Annotated in this window: 16 protein-coding genes; 10 read left to right on the plus strand and 6 right to left on the minus strand. The window is 71.4% G+C overall.

Annotated elements, in window-relative coordinates; genetic code table 11:
• Positions 1–43: 43 nt before the first annotated feature.
• The 6 genes from AB0I59_RS31525 to AB0I59_RS31550 all read left to right on the plus strand — a co-directional run bounded on the left by AB0I59_RS31525 (position 44) and on the right by AB0I59_RS31550 (position 5612).
• Complete coding sequence (locus AB0I59_RS31525; protein ID WP_358138640.1) at positions 44–727, plus strand: hypothetical protein; 684 nt, start codon at positions 44–46, stop codon at positions 725–727.
• Positions 724–1515 (plus strand): ABC transporter permease, encoded by a 792-nt coding sequence (locus AB0I59_RS31530; protein WP_358138642.1) that lies wholly within the window; start codon positions 724–726, stop codon positions 1513–1515. The genes AB0I59_RS31525 and AB0I59_RS31530 overlap by 4 nt, the downstream gene beginning before the upstream one ends.
• Before the next feature lie 10 nt (positions 1516–1525).
• Positions 1526–2395, plus strand: coding sequence for an ABC transporter ATP-binding protein (locus tag AB0I59_RS31535; RefSeq protein WP_358138644.1), 870 nt, complete (start codon positions 1526–1528; stop codon positions 2393–2395).
• Positions 2396–2490: 95 nt separating this feature from the next.
• A complete protein-coding gene (locus AB0I59_RS31540; RefSeq protein WP_358138646.1) occupies positions 2491–4344 on the plus strand; it encodes a sensor histidine kinase in 1854 nt (617 codons plus the stop codon).
• A complete protein-coding gene (locus AB0I59_RS31545; RefSeq protein ID WP_228645738.1) occupies positions 4341–4985 on the plus strand; it encodes a response regulator in 645 nt (214 codons plus the stop codon). The genes AB0I59_RS31540 and AB0I59_RS31545 overlap by 4 nt, the downstream gene beginning before the upstream one ends.
• 72 nt (positions 4986–5057) lie before the next feature.
• The gene (locus tag AB0I59_RS31550) at positions 5058–5612 is read left to right on the plus strand and encodes a hypothetical protein (protein WP_061258773.1); all 555 of its coding nucleotides are present in this window, start codon (positions 5058–5060) and stop codon (positions 5610–5612) included.
• A 15-nt stretch (positions 5613–5627) separates the two neighbouring features.
• On the opposite strand, the gene AB0I59_RS31555 is transcribed toward AB0I59_RS31550, so the two are convergent.
• Positions 5628–8276 carry a DUF7824 domain-containing protein gene (locus AB0I59_RS31555; protein WP_358138649.1) on the minus strand — a complete coding sequence of 883 codons (2649 nt, stop codon included), beginning with the start codon at positions 8274–8276 and terminating at the stop codon, positions 5628–5630.
• A 194-nt stretch (positions 8277–8470) separates the two neighbouring features.
• Between AB0I59_RS31555 and AB0I59_RS31560 the strand changes: the two genes are divergently transcribed.
• The gene (locus AB0I59_RS31560) at positions 8471–8923 is read left to right on the plus strand and encodes a GNAT family N-acetyltransferase (protein ID WP_358138651.1); all 453 of its coding nucleotides are present in this window, start codon (positions 8471–8473) and stop codon (positions 8921–8923) included.
• 13 nt (positions 8924–8936) lie between these two features.
• Here the strand turns inward: AB0I59_RS31560 and AB0I59_RS31565 are convergent, their stop codons facing one another.
• The gene (locus tag AB0I59_RS31565; protein WP_358138653.1) at positions 8937–9965 is read right to left on the minus strand and encodes a hypothetical protein; all 1029 of its coding nucleotides are present in this window, start codon (positions 9963–9965) and stop codon (positions 8937–8939) included.
• Positions 9966–10173: 208 nt separating this feature from the next.
• Positions 10174–10941: a CAP domain-containing protein gene (locus tag AB0I59_RS31570; protein WP_061258777.1), complete on the minus strand. Its 768-nt coding sequence runs from the start codon at positions 10939–10941 to the stop codon at positions 10174–10176.
• 245 nt (positions 10942–11186) lie between these two features.
• Here AB0I59_RS31570 and AB0I59_RS31575 point away from each other — a divergent pair, with 245 nt between their 5' ends.
• On the plus strand, positions 11187–11462 hold the full coding sequence (locus AB0I59_RS31575; RefSeq protein WP_061258778.1) for an FAD-dependent oxidoreductase: 276 nt from the start codon (positions 11187–11189) through the stop codon (positions 11460–11462).
• A 4-nt stretch (positions 11463–11466) separates the two neighbouring features.
• Positions 11467–11697, plus strand: coding sequence for a hypothetical protein (locus AB0I59_RS31580; protein WP_358138656.1), 231 nt, complete (start codon positions 11467–11469; stop codon positions 11695–11697).
• 189 nt (positions 11698–11886) lie between these two features.
• Here AB0I59_RS31580 and AB0I59_RS31585 read toward each other — a convergent pair whose 3' ends face one another.
• The 3 genes from AB0I59_RS31585 to AB0I59_RS31595 form a co-directional block, all read right to left on the minus strand.
• Positions 11887–13077, minus strand: coding sequence for an alpha/beta hydrolase family protein (locus AB0I59_RS31585; RefSeq protein WP_358138658.1), 1191 nt, complete (start codon positions 13075–13077; stop codon positions 11887–11889).
• A gap of 290 nt (positions 13078–13367) precedes the next feature.
• Positions 13368–13826 (minus strand): hypothetical protein, encoded by a 459-nt coding sequence (locus AB0I59_RS31590; protein WP_358138660.1) that lies wholly within the window; start codon positions 13824–13826, stop codon positions 13368–13370.
• 513 nt (positions 13827–14339) lie between these two features.
• Positions 14340–15248 (minus strand): HNH endonuclease, encoded by a 909-nt coding sequence (locus AB0I59_RS31595; RefSeq protein ID WP_358138662.1) that lies wholly within the window; start codon positions 15246–15248, stop codon positions 14340–14342.
• A 241-nt stretch (positions 15249–15489) separates the two neighbouring features.
• On the opposite strand from AB0I59_RS31595, the gene AB0I59_RS31600 reads away from it, so the two are divergent.
• Positions 15490–17070, plus strand: a complete 1581-nt coding sequence (locus AB0I59_RS31600) for a hypothetical protein (RefSeq protein ID WP_358138664.1) — start codon at positions 15490–15492, stop codon at positions 17068–17070.
• The last annotated feature ends 4 nt before the right edge of the window (positions 17071–17074 follow it).

The raw sequence follows: 17074 nt of genomic DNA on the forward strand, positions 1-17074 counted from the left end.
GTGAACCTGTCCGGCCCCTCCCGTACTCACTGCTGTGAAACCGATGTCTTTGTGGCGCCACGAGGCGCGGCGCGCGGGTTGGGCGGTGTTCCTGGCGCCGGTGGCCGCGCTGCTGGCGGCCCTCGCCCTCGCCGCGGTGGGAGCGGGGTACGGCACGCCGCCGCCCATGGTCGCCCGACTGCTGCTGACGGGGATCGAGGCGCTCGTCCCGCTGGCCGCGGCGACGGCGGCGGTGACGGTGATCAGCAGGGACGGGTGCCGTGAGCTGCAGCTGGCGCTGCCGACCGGCTACGCGGGCACCCTGGGCCGCAGGCTGGGAACGGCGGCGGGGTTCAGCGCCGCGCTGTCGGTGCTCTTCTCGGCCGTGCTCGGGCTCACCGGCTCGTGGTCCGGGCCGGAGTCGCCTCTGGCGGCGCTCCTGGTGTGGGCGTCCCCGCTGCTGTGGCTGACCGGGCTGGGCCTGCTGGTGGCCGTCGTGGGTCGCAGCGTCGTACTGGCGACGACGGCGGTCGCGGTGGTGTGGCTGTCCCAGCAGCTGTTCGCCGCGGCCTTCGCCGCCGGCGCGTGGACCCGCCCGTTCTTCCTGTTCATGACCAGCCGGGTCGGGGTCACCGAGGGCTGGGGGACGAACCGGGCGGTGCTCGCGGGTTCCGGCGTCCTGCTGATCACGGCGGCGCTCCTGCTGCTGCGCAGGCCGGAGCGCCTGCTGACCGAGGAAGAGGTATGAGATCACGTCTCGCGGCCGTGTGCCGTTACGAGTTCCGCATGCAGATACGCAAGCGTTCCCTGTGGCTGAGCACGGCCGGCCTGGCCGCCGTCATCGGGCTCGCCCAGGGAGACCGCGGTCCGCGCCACCTGCCGGACGGCACCGCCGCCGCGCACGTGATGGCCGGGTGGGCGCTGCTGTTCTCCATGATCGTGCCGATCGGGTTCGGCATGGTCCTGGCCGACCGGCTCGTCCGCGACCAGCGGCTGGGGGCCGCGTCGCTGCTCCGCAGCCTGCCGACCCGGCAGGGCACGCTGGTGGCCGGGAAGTACCTCGGCGCGGTCGCGGCCACGGCGCTCCCCGGCCTGCTCGCGATGCTCGTCACGGCGGCGGGCGAGTTCGTGAACCGCGGCGACGCGTCGTTGTTCGCCTGGGCCGTGGTCGCGTTCGCCCTGGTGCTGCTGCCCGGGATCGCGTTCGTGGCCGCGTTCGCCCTCGTCTGCCCGCTGGTGCTGACGGCACCGCTGTTCCGCGCGCTGTTCGTGGGCTACTGGTTCTGGGGCAACATGCTCGCCCCGAACTACCTCCCCTCCCTGACGGGAACCCTGGTGACGCCGATCGGGGACTACGCGGCGAGCTGGCTCATGGGGGAACGCGCCCTCTATGCCGGAGCCCCCGGCTGGCCCGCCTTCCTGCGCCCGGAACCCGGCATGACGCCCGCCCTGATCAGCATCGCGTCGCTCGCCCTGCTCGCCCTGCCGCCGCTCGTGCTCGCGGGCCCGCTGCTCACCCGCCGTACCTCGTCCTGAAAGGAAGATCATGGACATCACGATCACCGGGCTGCGCCGGAAGTTCGGACGCGTCGAGGCGCTCCGCGGGGTCGATCTCACCGTCCCCGGCGGGATGTTCGGCCTGCTGGGCACCAACGGCGCCGGCAAGACCACCCTGATGCGCATCCTGGCCGGCGTGCTGCCCCCGACGAGCGGGCGGGTGGTCGTGGGCGGCAACGATCTCGCCACGCGGGCCGGGCGGCTGGCCGTACAGCGGCGGTTGGGATACCTGCCGCAGGACCTCGGCCTCTACCCCGACCTGTCGGCCCACGAGTTCCTCGACTACATCGGGCTGCTCAAGGGGCTCGACGACGACACCGCCCGACGGCGGCAGATCGGCGAACTGCTCGACATGGTCGGCCTGGCCGACGTCGCCAGGCGCAAGCTCAAGGGGTTCTCCGGCGGCATGCGGCGCCGCGTCGGCATCGCGCAGGCCCTCCTCGGCGACCCTGCCCTGGTGGTCGTGGACGAGCCGACGGCCGGTCTGGACCCCGAGGAGCGCATCCGCTTCCGTACGCTCCTCGCCGGGATCGCGGGGCACCGGACCGTCCTGCTGAGCACCCACATCGTGGAGGACGTGGCGCAGACCTGCCAGGAGGCCGCCGTCATGGCCAAGGGCACGGTCGTCTTCACCGGCCCGGTGTCCGGCATCGTCGAACGCGCCCAAGGCGCGACGTGGGAGGTCGTCACCCAGGGGCCGCCGCCCTCCACGGGCGTGGTGGTGTCGGCGGTCGGCCGGGCCGGTGGCACGCACTACCGGGTGGTCAGCGCCACCAAGCCGGACCCGGCGGCGGTCGCGGTCCAGCCCTCACTCGAAGAGGGTTACGTCGCGCTCATGCGGGAGGCCGTGCCCGGCTGATGGATCACCCGCCCCCGGGCACTTCGTCCCGTGGCGGCGGGAGATCCGTTGTGGGTCAATGAGGGCGACCGGTCCCCCTTCACCGAGGAGTCTCCGTGCGCGCTGGCCTCGCCTGGAGCGTCTTCGGCCTGGCCTGCGTGCTGGCCGTCGCCGGCGGCCCTTTCACCAGGACGACCACGCAGGACGTGGCCATCGCGCTGAGCTTCTGCCCTCTCGGCGCCTATCTCGTGGCCCGGCGGCTGGGCGGCGCCGTCGGCCCCCTGTGCCTCGTGGCCGTGCTCGGCGCCGTCGCGCACGCCGCCGAACGGTACAGCGCGTACGCCGACTGGATCGGCTGGCTGGCCCGATGGGTGTGGGCGCCCCCGTTGCTGGCCATCGGCACGGTGCTGTTGCTGCTCGTCCCGGAGGGACGCCTCCCCGGCAGGCGCTGGCGGCCGGTCGCCGCCGTCGCCGTCACGGGCATCGCCGCCTTCACCGTCCTGCTCGCCTTCGTCCCCGGCCCGGAGCGCAACCCGTACGCCGTCGAGGCGCTGCGGCCGGTCGTGTGGGCCCTTCCGATCGCCATCGGCGTGCTCGCCCTCATCACGCTCTCCTGCATGGCGGGCCTGGTCGCGCGGACCGTACGTGCCGGCGGGCAGCGACGGCTGCAACTGCTGTGGATCTGCTCGGGCGGTGCCGCCTTCGCGCTCGGCTCCTTCTCCGAGTCCGTGTTGCCGGAGGCGGTGGCCGTACCGCTGACCACCGTGGGCACGTTCGCGCTGCCGGCGGGCATCGCGATGGCCATGCTCAGGCACGACCTCTACGAGACTGGGCCGCTGCTGCGCGGCTTCCTGACGTACGGGCTGCTCGCCCTGGCGCTGAGCGGCGTCTTCGCGGCGCTGGCCCCCATCCCGGGGGACGAGAACGTCGTCGCGGCCGCCGCGGTGGCGGCGGCGGTCGAGCCGCTGCGCCGCGGCCTGGGGCGGACCACCGGCCGGATCCTGTACGGCGGGCACGGCGACCCCCGCGAGGTGGTCGCGCGGCTGGCCGAGCGCCTGGCCACGACGCCGGCTCCCGAGGAGATCGTGGCCGCGCTCGCCGACGCGGTCACCGACGTGACGCGCACGCCGTACGTCCGGGTGCTTCTCGGCCCTGAGGAGGCCCCGCTGAAGATCGTCGAACGCGGAGGGCCGCACCGGGCGGCCCTCACGGTCCCGCTCACCTTCCAGGGGGAGGCGCTCGGCTCGATCGACGTCGCCGAGGGCAGCCCGTGGATGTTGCGCCGGCTCGCGCTCCAGGCGGGCGCCGCGCTGGCCGCCGCCCACCGGCAGATGGCCCTCCAGCAGTCCCGGGTGCTGCTGGTCACGGCCCGCGAGGAGGAGCGGCGGCGGATCAGCCGCGACCTGCACGACGAGCTCGGACCGGTGCTCGCCGGGATCGGCTTCTCCGTCGACGCCGCGGGGAACGCCCTGCGCGACGATCCCGACCGCGCCCGCTCGCTGCTCACCGACGTCAGGGCCCAGGTCGGCGAGGCGGGGACGAGCGTACGCCGCCTGGTGCGCGGCCTGCGCCCGCCGGAGCTCGCCCAGCTCGGTCTCGGCCCGGCGATCGAGCACGCGTCGGCGACGTTGCACGCCTCGGGAGTGGCCGTCGAGGTCGGCCTCTGCGACACCTCCGGGTTGGGCGCCGCGGTCGAGACCGCCGCCTACCTGGTGGCCAGGGAGGCGCTCACCAACGCGATCAGGCACGCCTCCGCCCGCCGCTGCACGGTACGGCTGAGCCGCAGCGAAACGGCGCTCACCGTCACCGTCGCCGACGACGGGACGGGCCTGCCCGCGCGGGTGGCACCCGGAGTCGGCCTGACGTCCATGCGTGAGCGCGTCGCCGAACTCGGCGGTACGCTCGCGTTCGCCTCCGGCGATCCCGGCACCACGGTGATCGCCTCGATCCCCCTCGGTGAGGAACGATGACGATCCGCGTGATGGTCGTGGACGACCACCCCCTGTTCCGGGACGGGCTGCGGGCGATGTTGTCCACCGTCGCCGGCCTCGACGTGGTGGCGGTCGCGGAGGACGGCGCGAAGGCGCTGACCTCGGCCCGCGAGCACACACCCGACGTGGTGCTGATGGACATCTCGATGCCGGTCATGGACGGCATCGAGGCCACCAGGCGGTTGTCCGCGCAACCCGCGGCGCCCATGGTGATCATGCTGACCATGTCGGACGACGACCTGTCGATGCTCGCCGCCATCCGGTCGGGCGCCAGGGGCTACCTGCTGAAGACCGCGACCCAGGACGACGTCGTCAACGCGGTCAGGGGCGCGGCCCTCGGACAGGCCGTCTTCGGCCCTGGAGCCGCCGAGGCGGTCATCGCGCTGCTGCACGCGCCGCCGCGCACCTCCGAACGCGCCTTCCCCCAGCTCACCGAGCGTGAATACGAGATCCTCGAACTCGTCGCCCGGGGGCTCGGCAACCAGGCCGTCGCCGCCCGACTCCAGGTCAGCCCCAAGACCGTCGCGAACACGGTCTCCGGCATCCTCGTCAAGCTCGCCGTACCCGACCGAGCCGGTGCCATCGCGGCCGCACGCGACGCGGGTCTCGGCCGGACCTGACGGGAACGCGTCCCTCCCGGCCGGGACGGCCGACACTGCCGTACGGGATGGGGGCGAGCGGACCCTCTTGGCATGACGAGAACACATGTATGGAACGCGTTCCCGCTCGCCGCCGCGGCCGCCTCGGTGGCCCTGTGGATCGTGCAGACGGTATGCGGGAAGCAGCACATCCCGTTCACCACGTTCGCCGACTATCTGATCGAAGCGTGTTTCGCCCTGTCGCTGGCGACGGGTGCGCTCGCCGTGACCACGCTGCGCGCGGCGCACGCGACGGCCCCCGGCTGGGGCCGCCTCGGCGACGCCGGGGCCGCGCTGTACGGCCTGGGCCAGGCGTTGATCCTGATTCCCGCGACGGTCACGCTGGTCGCCGCCGACGAGCTTCCCGTGCCGCAGACGCTGTTCCTGCCCGGCTTCGCGCTGTGGGCGGCGGGCACGGTGCTCGTCGCGGTCGGCGCCTACCGGGCCGGGGTGCTCCCTCGGCCCGTGGCGGTCCTCCTGCCCGCGTCGTTCGTGCTGATGGTCAGCCTCGGAGAGGCGGGCGCGCTGGTGACGGCCGCCACGTGGGCGGTGATCGGCGTACGGCTCCGCGGCGGGCCGCCACGGAACACGGAGCCGGTCAGCGAGTGAGCTGCCCGGCCCGGCTCACGAGGTGAGCTGCCGGTGGAGGCGGCGGGCTTCCATGGCGAACCTGGTCGATCCACCCCGCTCCACCACCGCGGCGAGTTCGGGGATGTCGGCGCGGGCCCCGGTGAGCTCGGCCGCCCTGGCGCCGGTGGCGAGGAGATCCGCCACGTTCGCCCGCGGCTTCTCTCCGGCCGCCGGCAGCAGCTCCCGCGACGCCTCGGCGACGATGTCCCACACGACGGCGTGCGCGCCGGCCCGGGAGGCGTCGTCCAGCACGGAGGTGATCCGGTTGAGCTTGACGAAGCCGTCGCGAACCAGCTCGCCGGCCGCCCTGCCGATCTCGGCGGTGGGCACGTCGCCGCGCGCGGCCAGCGCGATCAGGGCGTCGGTGGCCGCGGCCCGCTGGGCCGGATTCCGGTTTCCCATACCGACGACCAGCGCGTACGCCGTGGCAACGCCGACCGGGCCGTCCCCGTGGACGACCCGGGTGAGGGCGTCGACCTGCCCGTAACTTTCGTCCATGAACAGGGGGAGGATCTCGGCCATGTGCGCCGCCATGACGTCACGGTGGGAGGGCATGACAGCGGGCCACCAGTCCAGGATCTGCGCATAGAACCACCGGTCCTCAGGATCCCGTGCGAAGAGTTCCCCGATCAGGGACGGCAGCGCCCCGTCAGGTAGCGCCGTACCGGACAGCCCCGTATCGGACGGCCCCGCGCCGGGCGGCTCGATCCGGGCGCGCAGCTCGCGGTACGGCGCACCGTCGCGGGACCGCCGGTCGTACCGCAGCTCGCATGACGCGACGGGGTCCGGCAGGCCGCCCCGCTCGATCCAGGCGGCGAGCTCCCGCCCTGCGGGGGACGACAACCTCGCGGCCCGCGCGACCACGTCCGGATCGGCGGAACGGGGCAACCGGAGAAGGGCCTGCTGGAAGTCGGCGGGCAGCGGCGGGACTCCGGCCGCCTCCAGCAGCTCCATCCGGGTGACCAGCGTGTCCGGGGCGATGTGCCCGGTTCCCGACGTGGGCGTCGCCAGCAGGACGGGGCGGCGCTCCCCGGCCTCGAACAGCGTGACGATCTCCCGCACGCGCTCCCTGATCAACTGGTCGATCGGGTGCGGTCGCTCGCCGTAGGGGTGCGGCCGGCTCTTCGACGTGCGGGCGCGTGACCGGCTGTCCTCGACGGAGGCGAACATCAGGGCCGCCCGGCAGAGCAGCGCGTACGGCTTCTCGTGTTCGACGAAAGGCGTGTAGCAGTAGGCGTGGGAGGCGAGCACCTCTCGCAGCGGGTCGAGCGCGCTCCTGAGGGTGTCCGGTTCGCGGTCCGCCCACTCCACCAGCCCGGCCAGGATCCGTTCGAACTCCTCCGAACCGAGAGGCCACCGGAACGCGCCGATCGCCCGGACCAGTTCCTCGGGCGACGAGAACGGCGGCGGCGGAACCGGGGGCGCGGTGACCACCAGGACCGGAACGGGCGGCCGGATCGGCGTCACCACGACCTCGCCGTACTCGGCCGCGATCTTCTCGCGCAGCTCGGCGGGAAGCGCCGCTGCCGCCTCGCGCACGGTGGACCGTTCCCGCTCCCCCGCGTGGCCCGCCAGGCCAAGGGCCGTCCGCACCGCACGCTCCTGAAGGGGCAGGACGTCCTGACCGAAGATCGCCGACAGCGCGGCGAGCCCGGACGCGGCCCGGGAGGGCTCCCGGCGTACGGCGTCGCCGATCCAGCCCATGAGCGCGAGGAGGAGCTTCCGCTCGGCCCGGAACGACAACTCCTCCGCGGCTTCGGCGAACATGTCGTCGGACAGGCGGCCTTCCGCCTCCAGCCGCCTGACCTGCGCCAGCGCCGTCTCGGCCACCACGAGCGGCGCCACCGGGAGCATCCGGACGTAGTCGGTGACCCGCTCCTCCGCCTCGTCGAGGGTGGGATCGAGCCGGTCGTGCAGCTCGGCCAGCGTGGGGAGAGCCGACGGCCCGTCGCTCAGCAGCCGTCCCACCACCCGGTCCAGGATCACCGGCCGGTCGAGGATGCCCGCGTCGACCATCCGGACGATGACATCGATCTGCGCTCCGAAGAGGGCGGACCCCAGGCCGTCCGCCTCGAACGCGTGCGGCATCAGCCGGGCGAACAGCGGATCGTCGGTGATCCGCTCCAGGTGAGCGGGTTCCAGGCCGTGGGCGGCCGTCCCGAGGGAGCGCAGCCAGCCGAGCATGAAGGCGTCGTTCGCGGGCGGTTCGATCCCGGTCTCGCGGACCAGGCTCGCCGCGATCCGCCAGTGTGGGATCTCCGCGCCCACCTGGGGTGCCCGCAGCCGATCCACCATCCGGCGGGCGAGGTCCGCGCGCCACGGCTCGGGCCGCTGCCGCAGCAGCCCGAGGATGCGCCCGGCGTCGGCCACGTGGTCGTCCCGCCAGCCGAAGTCCCGCCGGAACAGCCAGTTCGCCACCGCGGCGGGACCGGGCAGGCACGCTGCTCCCGCCACCCGCAGGGCCGGGATCTGCCTGCGCCACTCCCACCAGCCCGCGTGCACGCGTTTCTGCTCGGCCAGGTGGCGCGGCAGCTCGGCCGCCACGGTCTTCCTGCCCGACGCGTCGAGCGCGGTCACGAGCCGGAGGGTTCCGGCGGCGTCCCCCGCCTCGATCCGTCCGGCGACCTCCTGCCAGGGAGTCACGCCGTCACCCCCGGCCGGTCCTGGGCCGCCAGCCCCTGTCTCGTCATCGACATGGCCCGGACCATAGTGATCGACTCCGACAATCTCGGGAGCGCGGACCGGCCGCCCCGGCCCCGCCGTACGGAATCCCGTTTGACGCCCGCCCGCACCGGTGGCCAGGATCTGCGGAGCGGTCGGAGACGAGGAGGACGGACATGCAGGTCAGAGCGGCACGCGCGGACGAGGCCGAGGTGCTGAGCGCGCTGGCGATCCGCTCCAAGGCGTACTGGGGGTACGACGAGGAGTTCATGGCCGCGTGCCGGGACGAGCTCACCATCTCGGCGTCCCGGGTCGGGACCGTACGCGCCACGGTGGCCGAGCGGGACGGGCGCGTCCTCGGCTTCGGCACGCTGGAGGGCGAGCCGCCGGAGGGCGCGCTGGGCATGCTCTTCGTCGCCCCGGACACGATCGGGCAGGGCGTCGGCCGCCTCCTGTACGAGCATGCTGTGGCGACCGCGCGGGACCTCGGCTTCACCCGTCTGACGATCGACGCGGACCCGAACGCCGAGGCGTTCTATCTGGCGATGGGCGCCGTCCGGATCGGCGGCACCCCGTCCGGCTCCATACCGGGACGCGTCCTGCCGCTGCTGGAGGTCACCGTGGCGTGACCGGCTCGCGGACTCAGTACCCTCCTCCTCCATCGGAGGACCAGTCACCGCCGCCGTAGTCCCCACCGGAATCCGCGCCATGCCAACCGCCGTGGCTGGAATGGCCGCCGGTCGAATATCCGCCGCTCGAATGTCCGCCGTCGGAACCGGAGTGACCGCCACCCGAGTGGCCGCCGGAATCCCTGCTGGTATCCCCGCCGGCGTGCCCGCCGCGCCCGCCACCGGAATCGTCGCCGGACGAGTCGATGAGGATCCACTCGTGCGGTCGACCGGTGTCGTACCACTCACCGGAGTGCTCGCGGGAATCGGAACCGGAGCGGCGGCGGCCCCGGCCCCCACGCACCTTTCGAGGAGCGGGATGGCCGGGCATGTCCAGCCACGTGGCCCACACCTGGAAAGCGACATCACCACAGGCCTGTTCCGCCACGGCACATGCGGCGGTGTCCCAGCTGATCCGCCTGATCCCTTTGTCCCGCAGGGATCGCAGAGCCGAGGCGAGGTCCCATCCGTTCAGCGGCCGGGGGGACGAGATGGAGGGAGACTTCGGCAACTGCACACCCAGCGACACATCGTCGCGGTAGACGATCACGGTCTTGGCCTTGACCACATAACGCCAGACCTCGCGCGCCGCCTCCGCCGTGAAAGCCTCCTCCCTCCTCCGCCGCTCCTCCGCCAGCCGACGCCGGATCTCGTCCTGGACGGGCCGGCACCTCTCGACAGCGGTCGTGATCCGCGCCGCGGCACGCTTCCGACGCCGTACGAGCCACACCTTCTCCCCGCCCAGACGGAAAGCGAGCCGACCCAGTGACCGCCTTCTCGCGTTGTACTCGTTCAGGGCCGCGGCGATCTCCTTCCGGCAGTCCCGCATGGCCGTCCGCCACTCCAGGCGCTCGTTGTCCGTCCCCGGCACCCACTCGATCTGGTCGCCATTGGGGTTGGCGGCGTCGCTGCTCCCGCTGAAACCGTCGAAGAGGACGAGGGCGTTCCGTTGTACGGGCTCGACGTTCTCAGTGATCGTCTTGACCTTGATCCACCTGATCACGGCGACCTCCTTCTCGTACGCGCGTCAACCGCCTCGCGCCGTACGACGATCATCAGGCCGCCTTCGTTCATGGGCGAGCATTCGACCTGATTTCTCCCTGGATAAGACGACCCGGGATCGCTGCTGGAGTTCGCTGCGCTGACGAAACCGGACCGGGGCGGCCGCCATCCGGCCGCCCCGGTCCCGGGTGCCATGGCGACGACGGGCGTCAGCCACAGCGCCCGAACATCTGCACGTACGTCACGGCCGGGGTGACGGACCCGGCGGCCGGATCCGCGCTCCCCCACGCCGCCTTGGCGTACATCTCGGTGAAAGCCGGGTTGAGGATGGCGTCGCGGTGCGGCTTGCTGTTCATCCACCACGTGACGGCCGCCCGCGGCGTGACAGAGGAGCGTCCCCACCCGGCGTACGTGTTCTCGGCGACGGCGAACGAGGTGCAGCGTCGGCCGTAGCCCACCGCCTGGGCCCGGCTCAGCGGGGTGGATCCGGTCTGCGGGTTGATGTGCGGGTCGCACTTACTGGGGTCGCCCTTCACGGGGCGGCAGTTCTTACCCGGCTCCACGTTCCCCCACCAGCGCAGGTTGACGGCGTCGGCGACGTGCCTGGCCGCGGCGGCGCCGAGCGTGAGAGACCCTTTGCCCAGCCCGATGTACCGCTTCAGCGGTTGCATGCCGGTCCGTTCGGCGTTGACGAGGCACAGGACCGCCATCTCGATGGTGGTCGTCTGCGCCCTGAAGTCGTAACGCCCCCGGCTGGTGTCGGGGAACGCGGACTGGGGCCGGTAGACCATGTCGATGTTCGCGCAGGTTCCGGCGCCTTTCAGCGGCGCGGCGGCTACCGGCTGTGCCGACAGAACGGCGCCGGTCAGGCTCAGCACCAGGGCGCCGGTCACGGCGACGGCAGCCTGCCGTCGCCGTGACACAGGGCTGCCGGGCACGGGTCGCTGCTCGCGGGAGAGCTGTAAGAGGCTGCTCATGGGGGCTCCTCGGCGTCGGGGTGTCCCTTGAGTGATAAGCCAGCCGCCTTTCAGATGCCTTGCAGGCGCCCCTGTAGCCCCCTTCAGCACGGTGTACGGCAAGCTCGGGCGGTCGGCATCGGACCCGAGGCATCCGGCTGCCATCTCATCGTGTCGAGGCATCGATCGCAGGGACGGCAGTCTGCCGGAAGCACACGATCATCTGGACTTCACGGTACAGATGAGTAATGTCGCGACAGGAGCCGATGAAGCCTCGGGAGACGACCATGCATGTCGCGATCATCGGAGGCGGCCTCGCGGGACCGTGCCTGGCCCACGGGCTGCGGCGGGCCGGATTCCAGGTGACGTTGTACGAGCGCGATTCAGCGCCGACCAGAGGACAGGGCTACCGCATCCACATCGCGCCGGAGGGCAACCGTGCCCTCCACGACTGCCTGCCCGAGCACCTTCACCGCCTGGTGCTGGCCACCACCGGGGTGTCCGGCTCGGCCTGGAGTTCACCGACACCCGCGACTACGTGATGCGGTGCTCGGCACGCCCGACGACGTGTCGGGGCTGGACGGCTCCGGACTGCGAGACGCCGTCCTGGAACGCGTCGCCGATTGGCATCCCCGACTCAGCCGCCGGCTCACCGATGCCCGCGACCGCGGGCTCCCGCTGGTTGAGGCCGTACACGCCTATGAGGCGGAGATGCTCCGATACGGCTTCGCGGCTGTGGCCGCCGCGGCCAAGCAGGCCGGCCTGACGACGACCTAGGAGGTGACGCGGGCAAGCGAGATCATGACAGACGAGCGACCGGCGTGGTCCGACCAGGGTCCGCTGGAGCGCAAGAAAGCCACCGGCTGCCCCGCTCCTCATCATCTACCGCCCCGCTCCTCATCACCGGCTTCGCCGCCAAGACCGGACTGAGTTTCCAACCCCCGTAACCCCAGTCGTTACACCTCTCTATGTGCAGGTCTTCGTATCCGGAGAGCAGAACCCGACCTCGGGGTAGCGCGCCGACGGTCTGTGCAGCAGGGGCTGTGGCTTACCGCGCAGGTGCAGGTCGAAGAAGGCTCGGACGTACCTGCGGGTGATGTCCACGGAGCGGCTTCCAGAGAGCTCACTGCCGAGGTCGACGCCGATCTGCTGGGCCAGCAGGTCGTAGTCACTGAAGGACGAGTGCACCGCTCCGTCCACCACGAGCCAGCGCTTCCACCCGGTCAGGTGTTCCCAGTCGCGGTCCCATGTGGCGTCCTGGCCGCCCGGGCTGTGCAGCGACTGGCCCAGGAACAGGAACGGGCGCGCCACCCCGCTCGCGGGGATCGGGGCGAACATGAAGCCGTCCATGTTGATTCCGGCGCGTACTCGTGAGTCCTTCAGCATCGTCTCGGCGGCGCTCGCGCCTCCGAGGGACGCGCCCGCCATCGCGATCCGGGACGGGTCGATCAGCGAAGCGCCCTTCCACTTGGGGTGTGGACCGGTCAGCTGATCGATCACGAAGGAGACGTCGACCGCCCGGTTCTGCACCGCCTTCTTACCGAAGTCGTCGACATCGAGTTCGCATGCGGCGCAGGTGGCCAGCCGCCCGTCCGGGAACGTGGTGGCGAAGGTCTCGTACGTGTGGTCGATGCCGGCCACCACGTAGCCTCTGCTCGCCAGTTCCTCGGCCAGGGCGGTGAGTGAGCTTCGGGGGTCGGTGAAGCCGGGAGAGAGCACGACAAGGGGCAGAGTGTGTCCACGTCCCGCCGGTTCGGCGCCGCTGAACGCGTTGGTCCGCGTTCTGCTCAGCACGTCGGACGGCACGCCCGTCACCCCTTTGCCCTTCAGGATGAGCTCCGACTCCTTGGGCGTCGCGTAGGGCGCACGCCGTCCGTTCCGGGACTTCGCCGGATACCAGAGGGAGACCATGAGCTCCCTCGTCTTGGCCTCGGGGACCCAGGGGTCAGGGCGCGAGGTGTCCTCCAGACGCAGGGACGTTGTGCCGACCGGATGGGGACCGGCCGGCTCGGGCAGATACGGCGTGCTGCTCGACGTGGCCGAAGGGCCGACGGAGGCGTGTGCGGAAGAGGCGGACGCCCAGGAGGCGGGGACCGTCAGGGTGAGCAGTCCTGCGAGAGCGGCCAGGCCGGCCCGCAGGATCGGAGTCCGGAGCATCGGCTTTCCCTTGCTCGGACGACGGTCGGTCAGAGCTTTCAGCCCCGCATGCGGATCTTTGTATGGCATGGCTTGATCCTGCGAGGCCCCGGCCTGGCGCGGTATCAGCCGAAAGTGCGGTCGGCGCCGTTTGAGTAGCACTTTCGGCCGGTTCGGGGCGCCGACAGCGCGACGCGTTCGGGCCCACGGTGCCGGCGGACGGGAAGTGCGGGGCTCCGCACACAGGCCGGGGCTCCGTGCATGGACCGGGCCTCCGCGTACGGCTCTCCGTGATGAGGCTCTCCCCGGCGTCAGCCGACCGAGAGCACCGCGACGACGATCAGCACCAGCAGGAGCGCCAACACGCCGCCCGCGAACGCCAGGGACGTGATCGCGCAGCCCTTTCCGTTCCACGGCTGGGGCGCGGGGCCGAGGGCGCCTCTGGAGTAGGTCCACATGGGGGCGCGGTATTCGAGTTCGAGCGCCATCCCCGGCTGGAGCCAGATCGTCAGATCCGCCGGACCGATCTGTGCGGGGAGGAGATAGGGCAGGTGGACGTGGAGATGGTACTGGCCGGGAGGAAGCGGGATCACGTTGCGTCCCCACCGGCCCAGCGCCTGATGGCCGTTGAGGACGATCTTCGGCGTGATCATGGCCAGCATGAAGCTCAGCCAGTGCCGCTTCACATCGAGGACGAGATGCGCCTGTACCCCCGGAGGAGCGGGTGGGGGCGGCTGGTTCCAGGGGGTGGGTGGCACCGGCGGATGCATGGCGGTCATGCTACTGCGGTCCTGATTTTTGGGGATCTGTTCGGGCATTCCCTGACGCCGGCCGAGCCGGCACACGGTCGAAATTCGTGGCCGGTCATGTACCGCGAATGGTGTGGCGATCATGCTACGACCAGGATTTCGGCTGGCGAGCAAACGACGAGCAACCATTGCGATCATGATGGTGTACGGGCTGCCGTTGAGTTGGGCTCCAAATGAAGAAAGCCCAGGTCAACTATGCCAACCTGGGCTTTTGCTGGTGCGCCGCCAGGGACTCGAACCCCGGACCCGCTGATTAAGAGTCAGCGGTTCGCCCTGTCAGCCTGTGCCGGCCACCGCCACGCCGCGCCGATTGACGCCGGCCTGTACGGTCGTCGCCCGGTTTGAATGCCGCTTGATGTCGGGCGCTGACACCCCGTTCCACCGCATCCGAGCAACCGCCGAGCAACCACCCATTCCGCCGCGCGTGGAGTTCCCGCATTCTCCAGAAACCGCTCACGGGGCCAGACAGCGGCCCTAACCCGCGCTACGGAATCGCTCGTACCGCTCTTCGACCAGCTCCGGGGCGGGCCTGTCCGCTCGGCACCGCGGGAGCACAAGGGGGACGTTGTTCATCTCCTGCAGCCCGTGTTTGAGCATCGGCCCGTCGATCTCCTGCAGGATGTCGGCCCGTACCTCGATGGTGTAGTCGGGGCGGATGCCGAGGATGTTCTGGTCGTAGGCGGCATGGTGGATCTTGCACAGAGCCAGGCCGTTGGAGATCGCGGGGACACCACGGACATCGCGGTCGGGGATGATGTGCGCGGCATCCAGCAGGGAACGGTGGCGTAGGCGGCACATGGCACAGCTGGTCTCGTACGCCTGGATCACCCGCTGCCGGAAGACCGGCTGGTGGAGCCGCTGCCGGGTGATCCGTTCGGAATAACGGCGCTCGATCAAGCTCACCGGACCGTCCACGGACAGGTGCCGCTGGGCCTCATCCAGCGCGACCGCGACCTGGGACAGCCTCTCGTCGACGGCGACGATCCAGACCGGGAAGAACGGCAGATACAGGCCCTGCTGAACGCCGAAGAACCACATCAGGGGCACACCGAGTTCGTGGGCGCGCCGCAGGCCCACGTTCGTGTAGTGCCCGGGGTTGCCCTGGAACTTGTAGCGCAGCAGCCCGTCCTCGCCGACCGCGTCCTCATACGGGGCTCGAGCCCCGTCGGAGGTGTAGGTCGTCAGAATCGACAGCGCGGCGGTGAGCCCCTGCGGCTTGCGGATGCCGAGCTGGTTGTCTATGAGCGGAAAGGTCCGGCCCTCGAACTGGAAGCCCAGCAACTCGTCCCGGCGGACCACCGGATCCTCCGGCGTACACCGCTGCCGCAGCCAGGCCATCGATGCGGCGCGGATACGGCTGTCCAGGTCATCGCCCAACGGCATGATCACATCGGTGTTCTACACCCGCGGCCGGCTCGTCCACCAGAGGTCTCCAGTACCGCGGCCGAACGGGCGCAGCCGCGCACGGCTTGGTCGGCCTCGGCAGGATCGTGCACACGAGCCCATCCAAGCAACGGCCGGCCTGGACGAACGGGAAGTCGTGGATCGCCGGCACGGGCATGCGGCGCGATGGACTCGGTACGCTGGACGGCGACGTCCTTCCTCGCGCAGGTGTTGCAGATCCATGCCCGACCGCCAGACCTTCGACGCACCGGCGCTCCTCGACCTACTTGAGCGGTCGTGGGGCGCACAGCTGCGGCGGGTGTCGCTGGTCATTGAAGCCGAGGTGGCCGAAGAGACGATCGAGGCGGCGGCCGACGCCCTGGGCACGGCCTACCGGCGGGTCGGCCATCAGGAGCTCGCCACCCGCTGGCCCGCGTGCGTCGCGGTGAGCCTCGCCGGGATCGCCGCCCGCCACGATCCGGACAGCCCGTTCTGGCCGCACTGGTGGGCGGCCATTCACCATCGGGGGAGCCCGAGCAGGTGGGGTGCCGCGTTCCTGAACGCGTTGCGCGTCTTCGGCCTGCCCGCCGATCGGGACGCCAAGCAGTCGATCAGGACGCATGCCGGTTTCGGCACCGCGGCTTCCGGCAATGCGGGCGAGGGTCCGCCGCTCCGTCTCGACCCCTTCGGGCAGGGGATCCAGTGTGCCGGCGCGCCGCTGCCCCGCCCCACGGAGGAGACCCTGCTGGTCTTCGCCGAAGACGGACGACACCTGCCCGCGGAGCTTCCGCCTCGGCCGGTCTGGATCGTCCACCCCCGAGACCGTGAGCCGGCCGCGGACGTCCCGCTCCGGACGCTCGCGGAAAGCCTGCTCCCCCTCGGGTGGGAGGGCTGGCGGCTCGCGCAGATCGACCTGGGGAGCGCGGCCTGGCTGGCGCTGGCGGAAGGGCCGCGCCACACGGTCAGGAAGCGGTCCAGGCCACGGCTGTCGGCCTGCCGGCCCATCCCTGGCCTCGCCACACCTGACGGCTCCGCCGTGCTGGCCTCTCCTCCCGCTCTGTGGCTGCCGAAGGGGGATTGGACGGTCACAGTGGAGCGTGCCGGCACCCACTCGGCCGGTCCCGCCGACCCCGCCGATCTCTGGGCGCGACTGCCTCGGCCGCTGCTCGGCACGTTCATCGTCACCGCCAGAACCCCGGGCGGCCGGGCGACCCGGGAGACCGTGACCGTCGCCGAAGGGCTGGCGGTGCGTTACGAGCCGCCGGTCCGGCTCTTCGACGACGAGGGCCTGATGCCGTCGGACGTCTCATTCGCCGCGGAGCCCGGCTTGACAGTGACGCCTCAGGCGCTCGCCTTCACCTCGCGCGAGCATCTGCGCCGGATCACCTGCGTCGCCTCCGGCCAGGTCATGGACCTCGTCGTCGCCCCGCCGCACATGCGGGTACGGACCGGAGAGGAATGGCACACCGCTCCGCTTCACCTCACACCGGCCGCCGTGGAGGAACTGGGGACTCTGCGACTGGACATCCCCGGCATCCGGGAGAGGCTTCCCATCGAGGTCGTCGCCGGCGGCACCGGCGAAGGCAGCAGTGACGCTGCCATCGAAAGCGGGAGGGCCGGGATCGGGAAGACCGTGCAGGTAGTGACCCCGCACGCGCGTGGTGACTATCCGTTGCGACGGGTGCTGGACACCCTGGACGCGAGTCTGGACGCGCACGGGAACGCCACCCTGATGGTCAGAGCGGGCGAGCACATCGTACCGCTGGCCTTCATCTCCCCCGGCGAGCGATATGTCCCTGATCCGTGGCTCTGCAACGATTGACGGC

Source organism: Microtetraspora glauca (assembly GCF_040656155.1).
Taxonomy (GTDB): domain Bacteria; phylum Actinomycetota; class Actinomycetes; order Streptosporangiales; family Streptosporangiaceae; genus Microtetraspora; species Microtetraspora glauca.